At 58.2% G+C, this 13,242-nt stretch carries 10 protein-coding genes; 6 read left to right on the top strand and 4 right to left on the bottom strand.

Features of this window, described 5'->3' with window-relative positions:
• Positions 1–88 precede the first annotated feature (88 nt).
• From H9I52_RS08175 to H9I52_RS08190, 4 genes are all read left to right on the top strand, one after another.
• Complete coding sequence (locus tag H9I52_RS08175) at positions 89–949, top strand: DUF5694 domain-containing protein (RefSeq protein ID WP_262385992.1); 861 nt, start codon at positions 89–91, stop codon at positions 947–949.
• A gap of 343 nt (positions 950–1,292) precedes the next feature.
• Positions 1,293–3,668, top strand: a complete 2,376-nt coding sequence (locus H9I52_RS23010) for a SulP family inorganic anion transporter (protein WP_187453461.1) — start codon at positions 1,293–1,295, stop codon at positions 3,666–3,668.
• Positions 3,669–3,820: 152 nt separating this feature from the next.
• Positions 3,821–4,501 carry a response regulator transcription factor gene (locus H9I52_RS08185; protein WP_187453462.1) on the top strand — a complete coding sequence of 227 codons (681 nt, stop codon included), beginning with the start codon at positions 3,821–3,823 and terminating at the stop codon, positions 4,499–4,501.
• Between the two features lie 3 nt (positions 4,502–4,504).
• Complete coding sequence (locus H9I52_RS08190) at positions 4,505–5,413, top strand: sensor histidine kinase (protein ID WP_187453463.1); 909 nt, start codon at positions 4,505–4,507, stop codon at positions 5,411–5,413.
• Between the two features lie 46 nt (positions 5,414–5,459).
• Here the strand turns inward: H9I52_RS08190 and H9I52_RS08195 are convergent, their stop codons facing one another.
• The 4 genes from H9I52_RS08195 to H9I52_RS08210 form a co-directional block, all read right to left on the bottom strand.
• Positions 5,460–7,934 carry a TonB-dependent receptor domain-containing protein gene (locus tag H9I52_RS08195; protein WP_187453464.1) on the bottom strand — a complete coding sequence of 825 codons (2,475 nt, stop codon included), beginning with the start codon at positions 7,932–7,934 and terminating at the stop codon, positions 5,460–5,462.
• 105 nt (positions 7,935–8,039) lie between these two features.
• Positions 8,040–8,489: a PepSY-like domain-containing protein gene (locus tag H9I52_RS08200; RefSeq protein WP_139516891.1), complete on the bottom strand. Its 450-nt coding sequence runs from the start codon at positions 8,487–8,489 to the stop codon at positions 8,040–8,042.
• A gap of 288 nt (positions 8,490–8,777) precedes the next feature.
• Positions 8,778–10,028: a sensor histidine kinase gene (locus H9I52_RS08205; RefSeq protein ID WP_187453465.1), complete on the bottom strand. Its 1,251-nt coding sequence runs from the start codon at positions 10,026–10,028 to the stop codon at positions 8,778–8,780.
• Positions 10,025–10,702 carry a response regulator transcription factor gene (locus H9I52_RS08210; protein ID WP_139516893.1) on the bottom strand — a complete coding sequence of 226 codons (678 nt, stop codon included), beginning with the start codon at positions 10,700–10,702 and terminating at the stop codon, positions 10,025–10,027. Before H9I52_RS08210 ends, H9I52_RS08205 begins: the two co-directional genes overlap by 4 nt.
• A gap of 231 nt (positions 10,703–10,933) precedes the next feature.
• Here H9I52_RS08210 and H9I52_RS08215 point away from each other — a divergent pair, with 231 nt between their 5' ends.
• The gene (locus tag H9I52_RS08215) at positions 10,934–12,244 is read left to right on the top strand and encodes a TolC family protein (protein ID WP_187453466.1); all 1,311 of its coding nucleotides are present in this window, start codon (positions 10,934–10,936) and stop codon (positions 12,242–12,244) included.
• A 31-nt stretch (positions 12,245–12,275) separates the two neighbouring features.
• Positions 12,276–13,241: an efflux RND transporter periplasmic adaptor subunit gene (locus H9I52_RS08220; protein ID WP_187453467.1), complete on the top strand. Its 966-nt coding sequence runs from the start codon at positions 12,276–12,278 to the stop codon at positions 13,239–13,241.
• Position 13,242 lies beyond the last annotated feature (1 nt).

Genomic DNA, 13,242 nt, shown 5'->3' on the forward strand with positions numbered 1-13,242 from the left:
CTTTTGAAATTAAATAATGATTAACATAAATATCTCATTATCAAATACTTGTATAAATAAAGCGTTTGTATTTCTTGGCCTCCTTGCCTTGGCTACGTCGGCGGCAAATGCCCAGCGCACACGCCCCGACGAGATCCAGGTGATGGTGGTGGGTTTCGATCACCTAAACCAGCTTTACAACAAGCAGCCTTCTTCGGATGTGTTCAGCGCCAAAAAGCAGGCGGAGTTGGCCAAGCTGCGCGCGCGCTTAAAGCAGTTTCGGCCCGATGCTATACTGCTGGAAGCCGAGCCCAAGGAGCAACCCGAGATCGACAGCTTGTACGCCTTGTACCGGAGCGGACAACTCCAGCTTTCGGCGTTGCCCACGGGGCGCAGCGAACGGTATCAGGTGGGCTTTGCGCTGGCGAAAGAGCTAGATCTGCCGGCTCCGCAAGGCGTTGATTACTATGCCGCTACGTCGCAAAATTTATTAGCCACCGGCGACAACATCGAGGCCTTCAAGCAAGGCTTGCTGAAGTTGCAGACGACTTCCCGGCCGCTGAAGCGGCTGGTGCAGCACGATAGCCTGTCGGTCTACGATTACATTGCCCTGGCCAACACGCCCACGATGGTTTCGCTGATCCATCGGGTGCAATTCAATACGCCGGCGCTGGTCACCAACGGCGCGTTTTCCGCTACCGGCACGAATACCAACGACTTAGGCAAAGTGGATTTGGCTTACGTGGGGGCACATTACATCACGTTGTTCTACAACCGCAACCTGAAAATCTACTCCAATATTTTGCGGGCCCAGCAAAAGACTCAGGCCCGGCGCGTGCTGGTGATGCTGGGTCTGGCCCATGTGGGCGTACAGGAAGAACTGCTGGCCGCCAACCCCGATTATCAAGTGGTGCACGCCACTAAGTATCTGAAAACGAACCAGACGAAGCTGTTGCAGCCCAAGCAGTAACAAAGGCCGGCACCGCTTACAGTCCGCCGACGCCCCTCGCGTGCCCTGCTGCGCGAGGGGCGTCGGCGTTCTTATCGTTTTCTAATAATGTTCTAACGAAATTCTAATAGCCTTATAACCTGGCTTTAATTCTGGCTATAAGGTTTGGTTTTACCTTTGTAGAAGAAAATTCAACCTTCTGTTTTCGACGCTTTTTTGCCCGCTAAGCCGATGAGCAGTCCTGTTAAATACAGCTCCCGGCGCTGCCGATTGTAGCGGATCGGCCCGTTTTTTCCTGTTAGACATCCTGTTGCAACGCTGCTTTTGGGCAGCGCCAACTCCCTCATGCCTTTTCCGAACGCCTATGAACACTGCATCTGCAAAACCCCGTAGCTGGGATTTTTCTTATTTCAAAAGCGACTTACAGGGCGGCCTGGTGTCGTTTTTGGTGGCCGTGCCGCTGTGCCTGGGCATAGCGCTGGCTTCCGGGGCGCCGCTGTTTGCCGGCATTATTGCGGGCATCGTGGGCGGCTTGGTGGTGGGCGCCCTGAGCCGCTCGGCCGTGAGTATTTCGGGGCCGGAAGCGGGCCTTATTCTGGTGGTAGTGAGTGGCTTAGAATCACTGGGTTCGTTTAAAGCCCTGCAACTGGCCATCTGCGTGGCCGGCGTGATGCAGCTCGTACTGGGCGTGGCGAAGGCCGGCATCATCAGCAACTTCTTTCCTTCGTCAGTGATCAAAGGAATGCTGGCGGCGATCGGTATCATCTTGATATTGAAGCAGATACCGCACTTGCTCGGCTACGACGCCGACGCCGTAGAATCTTTAGCGCTGTTTTCGTGGAACGGCGGCAACCTCGAAGCCCTGCTCACGCACGCCATCCGCCAGATCAACCTTACGGCGCTGGCAATTGCTGCGACGTGCTTGGCCGTACTGCTGGGCTGGGAACGACCTTTTGTTAAGACGCATGCCGTGTTCTCGAAAATCCCGGCCGCGCTGGTGGTGGTACTGCTGGGCGTGGGCTTAAACGAAGTGGCGCGGGCACTCAACCCGGCGTATGCCTTGGGCGGTACGCACCTGGTGCAGCTACCCGTGCCGCAGAGCGCTGCCGAGTTTGTTGGCCTGTTTACGTTGCCCGATTTTTCGCAACTCACTAATCCACTGGTCTATCAGGCGGCCGTCGCAATTGCGCTGGTTGCTAGTTTAGAAGCGTTGCTGGCCGTAGAAGCTACCGACGAACTAGACCCGCTGAAGCGCAAAACGCCCACCAACCGCGAGCTAAAAGCCCAGGGTGTCGGCAACTTTGTGAGCGGTTTGCTGGGCGGCTTGCCCCTGACGTCGGTGATCGTGCGCAGTTCGGTGAGCATCAACGCCGGCGGGCGCACCAAGCTGGCGGCTCTGATGCACGGCAGTTTTCTGCTACTGAGCGTGGTGCTGTTTCCGCGCTTGCTCAACATGGTACCGTGGGCGGCACTGGCGGCCATTCTGCTGATTACGGGCTACAAACTGGCGCGCGTCAGCGTTTTCAAGCAGCACTTCCAAGCCGGCCTGACCGAGTTTCTGCCGTTCATCGTCACCATCGCGGCCATTCTGCTCACCGATTTGCTGATTGGCATCGGTATCGGCGCGGTGGTTGGGCTGTTTTTTATCCTGCGCGAAACCTACAAGAACGCTCACTTTTTTCAGCACTATACGGTACAAGGCCAAGAGCACCTGCGCATTAGCTTGGGCGAGCACGTGTCGTTTCTGAACAAAGCCAGCATCATGACCGTGCTCAAAGACATTCCGGCCGACACGACCGTGGAAATCGACGGCACCAACTCCGCCTACATCGACCGCGACGTGGTGGCAGCCATCGAGAACTTCCGCGAAACAGCCCGGCAGCGCAACATCCAGCTGATTTTTCTGCGCACCGGCGACAGCTACGCCCAAACCATCGCCGAGCAGCCGCACGTCAGTGGCAAAGAAGCCGACTTCGAGGCCTATTACAAGCTCTTCGAAAACAACCGCAACTGGGTAGCCGAAAAGCTACGGCGCAATCCGCGTTTCTTCGAGGCCGCGGCGCAGCAAACCCCCAAGTTCCTGTTCATTGGCTGCTCCGATAACCACGTGTCCGTCAGTGAGATAACGGGCACAGCACCCGGCGAAGTGTTTGTGCACCGCAACGTGGCCAACCTGGTGGTGAGTACCGATCTAAACCTGATGTCGGTGTTGCAGTACGCTGTGGATGTGCTTCACATTCAGCATATTATCGTGTGCGGACACTACGGCTGCCGGGGCGTGAAAGCCGCCATGCAAAACGTAGAAGCCGGGGTAGTTAGCAGCTGGCTCAGCAGCGTGCGGGAGGTGATGCAACGCCACCAGCACGAGTTGGGCAAGCTCGAAACTGAAGAGGAACGCTACCGCCGCCTCGTGGAGCTGAACGTGATCGAGCAGGTTTATAATCTGCACCAGACCGACACCCTGCAACAGGCATATCAGCGCCAGGCGAAAGTGCATTTGCACGGCTGGGTGTACGACCTGCACGGCGGCGTAATCCGCGATCTGGAAGTGGATGTGCGGCGTGATTTTGCCGAATACGACACGATTTTTCGGTATCAGGTAGCGCCTGAGGGGCTGCGCAAACTGTCTGGTGAGCTGTTTCAGGCGCCTTCCATTTACTCGATGAGCACGGGTGCCGGGCGCAGCCCCATCCTGGCCATTCCGCCCTTCGACGGCGACGATGCGCTGGGCGTGCCGTAGGGGCGTGGGGCCCCGAAAATTTCAAAACCTGTAGTACATTAACTTGTTCAAAACGTATTGCCAAGCCCTCCCGCGATAGTAAAAACACCACCCACAGTCGTAGCATCGGCAGTCATTATTTTTTCAAACCTGCTAATCCTGAACCGTTTGTGATGAAAATACTGATCGTAGAGGATGAGTTGAAAGTAGCTTCTTTCCTGAAAAGCGGGCTGCAAGACTACGGGCTGGAAGCGGCCGTGGCGCTGGATGCCGCTTCGGCCCAACGGATGCTGGCCGCCGCCGACTACACCGTGGTTATTCTGGACGTTAACCTGCCCGAAATGAGCGGGTTTGAGTTGTGCCGCTTCATTCGCCAGCAGTACGCCCAACTGCCCGTGCTCATGCTCACGGCCATGGGCTCGACGGACCACAAGCTCATGGGCTTCGACGCCGGCGCCGACGACTACTTGGTCAAGCCCTTTGAGTTTCAGGAGTTGCTGGCGCGGCTGCGGGTTCTGCACCGCCGCTACGCCGGCGCGGGTGAAGAGAGCGTATTGAAAGTGGCCGACTTAGAGCTGCACGGCAGCAGCAAACTTGTGAAACGCGGTGACAAGCGTATTGATCTGACTGCCAGAGAGTTAGCATTATTAGAATTTTTCATGCTGAACCAAGGGCGTGCGCTCACGCGGCAGGAAATTGTGGGCAAAGTCTGGGATCTGTCGTTCGATACGGGCACCAACGTAGTGGACGTGTACGTGAACTACCTGCGCAAAAAAATCGACAAGGATTTCTCGCCAAAACTCATTCATACGCTGAACGGCATCGGCTACATCCTCGAAGACCGCCACGCGTAACACATGATTCTGTTCTTGTTCCTGGGCTTTCTGGCGGGCGCGGCTTTGGTGGGAGGCGTGATGGGTTGGCAGCGCCAGCGCACGCGCCGAAGGTTGCAGGAAATGGCGGCTCAAGTAGAAGCAATCCGCGTTTCCAGCCTCAACCAGCGCTTGTCACTTGATGCGAAATCAGGAGCGGAGGCGCCGCTACTCCATAGCCTCAACAACTTGCTTGCGCGCCTGCAAAACGTGTTCGAGAGCCAACGCAGCTTTGTGATCAACGCGTCGCACAAGCTGCGCACGCCGCTCACCATGATCACCGGCCAAATAGAGGTCACACTCATCAAAGCGCGCACCGCCGAGGAGCACGAGCAAACGTGGCGCTCGGTGTTGCAGGATATTTCGCGCCTCAATCAACTTTCCAACGACCTGCTGGAACTGGCCCAACTCAGCGCCGACCGCTTCCGCTTGGTTCCGCAGCCCGTAGCGCTCGACGAAGTGATTTACCAGGCCGGTGCCAAACTGAAAGCCCGGCGCCCCAGCTACCAAATAAAGCTGGAGTTTGCCCCACAGCTGGACGAACTCGACGGCCCCCTCACCGTACCCGGCGACGCGCATCTGCTGGAGCAAGCCTTCCTGCATCTGTTGGAAAATGGCTGCAAGTTTTCGCCCGACCGGCAAGTGCGCGTGGAACTGGGGCTGGACGCAGAACACGCCGTTCTACAATTTCAAGACCACGGCAGCGGCATTGCCGCCCCCGAGTTGCCGCGCATTTTCGAGCCTTTTTTTCGGGGAGCAAATGCGCGGCAGGTGCCGGGTCACGGCATTGGGTTGGCGCTGGTGCAGGGCGTGATGCAGCTGCACCAAGGAAGCATTGAAGTAGCGCCGGCGCCGGAAGTAGGTACTACTTTTATCGTGCGGCTACCATTGTGAGAACATTCACAAGTGATTGATATTCAATTGATTATTGATATTCTCGCTATTCAAATCCGTTGGCGCTGTTTGTTTCAGAAGGGCCTTGCTGCGGGCGTCGGCGCTGGTTTGCGTTGTCGGCGTTCTGCTGCCCAAACTGGTAGCTGAACGAGAGGAACGCGATGCGCGATTCGCGCTTGTTGTGGCTTACGGCGTCGAGGCCGGGGCCATAGGCGTCGAAGTTAAAGCGCAGGGTATTAAACACATCCGAAACGCGTAGCGAGAGACTGCCCCGATCGTGGAGGACAGTGTACTTGGCGGCAAAGTCGGTGTTGAATGACGTCTGCCGACGGCCCTGTGCCGTCACGACCGGTGAGCGGTAGTTCACCGACACTTGCAAATCCAGCTTTTTCACGGGCGTAATCGTGGTGTTGAGCCGGCTGGTGTACACAAAGTTACTGTTGTTGATGTCGGAGCTGGGGCCACTTCCTTTGATGATACGGCGAAAAGCCGAGGCCGTACCGTTGAGCTTCCAGAAGGAAGCGAGGCTGGTAGCGCCTACCAACTCCAGGCCATAGTTGGTTTCGTCGCCCAGGTTCAGGCGCGTGTTGCTGGTGACTTGGTTGCCGGTGAGCGGGTCGGCAATAACCTCCCGATACCCTTTGATGGTCTGGGTTTCGAGGTTGTAGAAGGCCGTGGTGGTGAAGGAGCTGTTTTTACCGAAAAACTTCTGGTGCCCTAGCTCCACGGCGTGAATGTATTCGGGCAGCAGATACGGATTGCCGGTATTGAGGTTGAGCGGATCGGAGCGGTCAGTGAAGGGGTTCAGCTCACCTTGGTCGGGGCGCTGCACGCGCTTGGAGTAGCTCAGCCGCACCTGCTGATCTTCGCTCAGCTCGTAAGCCAGTACGGCGCTAGGGAAAATGTTCAGGTAGCTGCGCCGGAACTGCTGGCCCGTGGAAAGCTGCTCGCCGTGGGTGTTGGTTTGCTCAGCGCGCAAGCCTGCCTGGTAGCTCAGGTGGCCGCTGGCGTTGCCATAAGTAGCATAAGCCGCCTGAATATATTCTTGGTAGAGAAAGCGGTTGGAAGGGTCGAAGCGCAGGGGTACGGAACTGGTGAAACGATAATCGTTGTCGTAGCGGCGCCACACACTTTTGGCGCCGGTTTCAAACCGCCCTTTTTCACCAAAAGGCTGTACGTAATCCACCTGCCCGGAGCCTTGGTTGAGCTGGTTGCGGAAGGATTGCTGCTGCTGTGGCGTGGCGCCGCCATCGAGGTAAAACAGGCGCGAATCGAGGGTGCTCTGGCCGCGCAAAGGGGTGTAAATGGCGCTGGCCGTCAGTTCGCGGCCCTTGTGCTCGGCCCAGGTACGGCGGTAGTCCAGCGTGATGTCGGCCGAGCGGTTTTGGCTGTGCGTGCTGTTGTAGCGGTTGTTGGTGCCTACCGAGTCGGGCGAAACCTGCCCGTAGAGCTGCCGGGTCTGGCGCGAGTAGATGTTCTCCCAGCTGTGGCCTTCGTTGTAGCGCGGCTGCACCGAAAAAGTCAGCGTTTGCTCAGGCGTAAAACTGTAATCGACCCCCACCCGCAGGGCATGCGAAGTATTGTAGTTGACGCCGTGGCGGTTCTGACGCAGCGTGAGCAGCTGCTCCGTCGATTGCGGCAGCCCGTTGGAGCCGGTGCGGGTAACCTGGCCCCGCGTGGTTTGGTCAAGGGAGCCATAGCCAGTCCGGCGGTCCTGGCGGAAGTCGTAGGTACTGAATACGTTAGCCTTGCCTTTGTGGTAGTTCAGGTTCAGCGAACCGTTGTACTTGTCCTTGGAACCGATGCCCGCGGTGGCCACGCCGTTGAGGCCATCTTTGCGGTTCTTCTTCAGCACAATGTTGATGATGCCCGCCGCGCCTTCAGCATCGTAACGTGCTGATGGATTGGTGATTACCTCCACACTTTCAATCTGCGAGGCCGGGATCTGGTCGAGCGAAGTGGCCCGCCCGCCGCCCGCCGCTCCGGAAGGCTTGCCGTCGATGAAGATGGTAACGGCGCTGGAGCCGCGCAGGCTCACTGAACCGTTTTGGTCCACCGTGACGGAGGGCACGTTCTGAAGCACATCGGAAGCCGTGCCGCCCACGGCGGTCAGGTCTTTGGCCACGTTTACTACTTTCTTGTCGAGGTTGCCCTGCACCACGGCGCGCTCGCCCTGCACTACCACGTCCTTGAGTTGTGTAGCAGTAGCGCGCAGGCGCAGAATGCCCAACTGTAGATCGGGTGCGGTGGCCGTTACGGCTACGGGCTTGCGGCCGGTGCGGTAGCCCAGCGCCGTCGCCCGTAGTGAATAGCTGCCAACGGCAACATTGACAAGGCTAAATACCCCATTGTCAGAGGTTTGCGCGCCGGCCACAAAGCTGGAATCCTGGGTCCGCAACAGCACAACGTTGGCAAAAGGCAAAGGCTGGTTGGTGGCAGCATCCAGTAAAGTACCCCTGATAGCGCCTGTCTGGGCCTGCACTAATAACGGAAATAACCCAACTAACAGAGCCAGCAACACTGCCGACCGATATGAACTTATAAACTTAACCATCCTGCAAAAGTACGCCGTCGGGCAGCCAAAAACGCGAGCTTCCCGACGGCTATTAACCTGAGTCTTTTTGTTTTACTGCGCCTCAGAGGCTTTTTTCACTTCCTTGCCGTCGGCGTTAAACAGCACGTCCCGTTTCTTGCCGGCTTTGCTTACTTCCGCTTCGTAGGTAGTGGCACCGGTAGCGGCCGTCACGATTTTGGCGGCTTCGGTCACTTTGTAGCTGCTGTACTGGCTGGCAAGCGTAGTACGTACTGGGGCAGGTAGCTGACTAACAGGTAGTTCGGTTTCTGTTTCCAATAAGGTGCCAGTTGGCGTTATCACCACCGACATTTCATCCTTCCCTTGTTTAAAGCCAGCCTCGTAATTGCCGTCTTCCTTTTCCCATTTCACTTCTTTGGCGTTGGAATGGGCTTTTTTGAAGGCGGCTACGGCGGCGGCAGGGACTTTGGCGGCGGGAATAGTCTGGGCTTGGGCAGTCAGCGACAGGGCGGCGAGTAAGACTGGCAACAGGATCTTTTTCATAAGAATTACAGGAAGTCAGTGAGGGTGAGGCTGCAAGCTTACCTACGCTTTCTGTAGTTTTTCTGAGGGGCGCTAGAGTATGTGGCCGTACAGGCGCACACTGTCAATAGCACCTCATGCAGAGCAGGAGCGCAGCATCGCTGCCGCTTCGTTGAAATTACTACTGCCACGTCAGCAGTAGAGGTGCTGCGCTCCCGTTCTGCATGGCCGCCTTTTATGTCCCTGCTGGCCACATATTTCTGTACTGCTTTGGTTATATAAATAAGTGATAATCAATAATTTATATCTTTATCGAAACTCTACGTGCAATGTGTGCAGCGACTCTGGAGCGGCAAATGTGTAACGTAGCCGGAAGCCGTAGTGCGTACAAATCTGCTGCACAATGGATAGGCCCAGGCCCGGCGAATCGGAGGCGGCGTTGTGCTTGCGGAAGCGGCCGAGCAGCTGCATTGGGTCGCCGCTGAGGGGCGGGCCAGTGTTCACGACCTCCAGCGTGTTCGCCGTAACGGTTACCTGCAGGCCGCCTTTTTGAAGGTTGTGCTTGATGGCATTTTGCAGAAGGTTGCTGACCAGCGAATCGGCCAGCGAAGGGTGCATAACCACCGCAAGTGGAGCCGTGAGCAGGAGCTGCGGCTCGATCTCTTTGGCTTCCAGAAAGTCTTGCAGCTGCGCGAGTTTGTCCGCCACCAACTCGTCGAGGCGCAGCGGCGCGGCGTCGGTAAACTGCCGGTTTTCAATCTTGCTGAGTAGCGTAAGCGCCTGATGCAGCCGCGACAGCCGCAGGGCGGCGCGGTAGAGATCGTGCACCGACTCCGCCGCCGTTTCGGGCAGCTCGGGCAGCTGCATGAGCTGCTCGAGCTTGGCTTGCATGATGGCCAGCGGCGTCTGGGTTTCGTGGGCAGCGTTTTCGGTGAATTCCTTTAGGGCCCGGTAGTCGGCGGCCACGCGTTGCGTGAGTTGGGTCACGGCTTGGTTTAGCTCGCTGAACTCGTCGATGGGCGTGGGCGGCAATACCAACGACTGCGGCTGTTGCAGCTGGTAGCCGCGCAACACGCCCAACGTCTGCTGAAACGGCGCCCACAGCCACCGCGACAGCCAGCGATTTAGCAGCACTAAGCTGCTGAACAGCAAGCCCATAACCACCAGCATCACCGTCAGGACCACTTCCAGCACGTCTTCGGTTTCGATCAGCGATTTGCGCAGCGTAATCCAATACGGCTGCCCCTGCACCGTTACCGGAAAAGTAAGCTCCCGAAAGGGCACGCTGCTGCGCTCCACGGGGTCGAAGAGCACCGTGTCGCCAAGCCCGGTCCGGTGCGCCTTGCGGCTGAGGGTGAGCTCCGTAGGGTCGGTGATGGGCGGTAGCGCGCGGGTTTCTTGGATGCGCTTGCTCACATAGGACTGGTGCAATTCCAGTTGCTCGTCTACCTCGTCAGCCAGAATTTTCTGCATACCAACATACAGCACGCCCGTTCCCAGCACGAACAGCACCGTGGCCAGGGCCAAATAATAGCGATTGGTAGTGGTGAGCAGCTTCACTCGGTTTCCAGCTTGTAACCCAGGCCGTAAATGGTGCGGATGTAATTATCGGCACCCAACTCCTGCAACTTCTTGCGCAGGTTTTTGAGGTGCGTGTAAATAAAGTCAAACGAATCGGCCATATCAGCCGCGTCGCCCCAGATGTGCTCGGCAATGGCTTCCTTTGTCAGCACGCGGTTGGGGTTAGCCAGAAAAAACAGCAGCAAGTCGTACTCCTTACGGGTGAGCGTAACCGGCTGATCGTGAACCAGAACCAAGGCCTGTTCGGGAAACACGGTCAGGTCGCGGAAAGCAAGGTGGCGTTGCCCCTGAAACTGCCGCCGGCGCAAAATGGCGCGCAGGCGGGCGTTCAATTCAGCCAGATGAAAAGGCTTTGGCAGGTAGTCATCGGCGCCCAGCTCCAGGCCCTGCACCTTGTCGTCGAGGGCATCGCGGGCCGAGATGATGAGCACGCCTGCCTCCGACTTATCGGCCTTGAGGGTGCGTACCAAGTTCAGGCCGTTGCCGTCGGGCAGCGTCAGGTCGATGAGCACGCAGTCGTATTGGTACAGCTTGATTTTCTCATGCGCCTGCTGGTAGCTCTCAGCCGTTTCGCACACGTAGCCGCCGTGGCGCAGAAACTCCAGCAGCGTTGTGCGCAGCGGCACTTCGTCTTCAACAATCAAGACTTTCAAAGCAACGGCGAAAAGAGGAACAGTAGAAAAATGTGGGGTATATCGATCGGCCAAGCAAAGCTTGAATTCTGAAGATAGGCTGTAGTTGCAAAGGAACGCAACTTGAGCCCGGCCGAGGCGTAGGAGAGCGCATCCTAACATCCGGCATCCTAAATTCACAGAGTGGCTTTCGTCAGGTTTTCCTCAGAATCAAGCTTCTCCTTTGCAACGTCCACTTGCTGCTTGCTGCCCTTGTCTGTATATAGCCTAACTTCGTTTCTTTCTCGCTGGCGCTGGGTATCTATCTGTTTTGCAGCGCTTTGCATAATAACGCCCGGCTGTCCGGCTCAGGCGCAGGACGGCGTCCGGACGCTGGATGCGTTTTTGCAGCTGGCCCGCCAAAACAGCCCGCTGCTGCTCGACAACGCCGGGCAGGTGGCCCAGGTCCGCCTCGATAGCCTGCGCCGACGTGCTTTGCAACGCCCGCAGGTAACTGGCAACGCCGCGGCCGTGGCGGCGCCCATCATCCGGCGCAACACTACTACCGGCGACGGCGGCTTAGGCTACGACGAAGCCGTATCGAACGGGGGCAACTACACTGCCTACGTGGGCGCCACGCAGCCGCTTTTCAACGCCCCCACGCTCCGCAACGATTACCAGGTGCTGGCCAACCAGGGCGTGGCCCTGCGCAACACGGGCCGGCTGGCGGCGCTGGACTTGCGCCGCTCCATCACCGATCAGTTCCTGACTGCTTTTGCCGCCCAGCAGCAATGGTCGTACAGCCAGTCGTTGCTGCGGCAGCTGCGGCAGCAAGATGAACTGTTGCGCCGCCTGGTAAACGGAGGCGTGTACAAGCAAACCCAATACCTAACCTACTATGCCTCAGTGCGCAACCAAGAGGTGACCGTGCTGCAAAACGAGCTCAGCTACCGCCGCGAGCTAGGCACGCTGCGCTACCTGAGCGGGGTGATTGACACAACGTTACTGCTGGTCGAAAGGCCCGCGCCGCCCACGCACCGACAGCTGGCCGGCCTGGGCTCAATCACGCAGCAGCAGTATGTGCTGGACAGTCTGCGGATTGGCCTGGCCCGCCGCGCCATCGACCTGACCTACCGTCCGCAGGTGAGTTGGGTGGCTGATATTGGTTTGCAATCCTCTACGCTTCAGCGGTTTGGCAACCACGCGGGCTTCAGCGGCGGCCTGGTATTGTCGGTGCCGATTTTTGACGGACACCAGCGCCAGATTGCGTACAGTCGGCTGGCCGTGGACGACCGGATTCGGCAGGGCTACCGTACCTTTCTCACGCGCCAGCGCCGCCAGCAATACGACCAGCTTTCGGGCTTGGCCCGCGCCTCCGACCGGCTGCTGGCTACTATTCGGCAGCAAATCAGCATTGCCAACACCCTCATCGAAGCGGGCCGCAGCCAACTGGCCGCCGGCGACATTTCCATTCTCGATTACCTGCTGCTCATCACCAGCTACCGCGACCTGCAATTCAGCCTCGCGCAAGCCGAAACCGAACGCCTGCGCAACCTCTACGCTCTCGACTACCTCGCGGAATAAGTTGCGAAGCGTATTCTGTAAGACATTGTATATGAATGAGTTACTTGTTTACTTCTTTCGAGCACATTCAGCCCTAAGAGGAGTTGGCTTGGCGGTGACGTTGCTGCTTTTCACGCAGTGTGGCGGCGCTGCCCCAGCCGACGAAGCCGATGCCGTGGAAGAAGTGCATGCCCGCGCCGCCGTTACGGTGGGCCGTGTGCAGCCGGACACCGTGACGGACGTGCTACACCTGAGCGCCGTGACGGCCTATCCGGCAAAAGATGTGCTGCGGGCCACCACTACCGGCTACCTCATCGCGCCGGTGCCGGTGCTGGGCCAGCGCGTAGGAGCTGGGCAAACGGTGTTTACCCTGCAAACCAAAGAGTCGCGTACGCTGCACCTCGACAAGCTCACCGGCGATCCGCGGCTGCATTTCAGCGGCATTATCCGCATTCCGAGTCCGCGGGCGGGCGTGATCGCTACCGTGGATAAGCTGGCCGGCGACTACGTGCAGGACGGCGAGCAGCTCGGCACCGTGTACGACCAAACCCGGTTCGGCTTTCAGCTCGACGTGCCCGTAACCCAGCTGCGCTACGTGCGCACTGGCCAGCACTGCCGCATCACGCTGCCCGACGGCCGCGTACTGGAAGGCGTAGTGGCCGAAGCCCTGCCCGCCGCCGACGTAAGCATCCAGACCCAGCGCTACACCATCCGGCCCGTCGGGAAGGTGCCGCAGTTGCCTGAAAACCTAGCGGTTACGGTAGATCTCGACAAAACTGCACCGCAAGTAGCCAACACGCTGCCCCGCGAAGCCGTGCTCACCGACGAAACCCAGACCAACTTCTGGGTGATGCGCCTGCTCAATGACAGCACCGCCGTGAAAGTCCCGGTGAAAACCGGTCCCGAGCAAAACGGCCGCGTGGTGGTCCTCAGCCCGAAATTTTCTCCTCAAGACCGCATCGTGCTCACCGGCAACTACGGCCTGGAAGACACGGCTGCGGTGAAGCTCACCCGCTAAC

Source organism: Hymenobacter sp. BT491 (assembly GCF_014349165.1).
Lineage (GTDB): Bacteria > Bacteroidota > Bacteroidia > Cytophagales > Hymenobacteraceae > Hymenobacter > Hymenobacter jejuensis.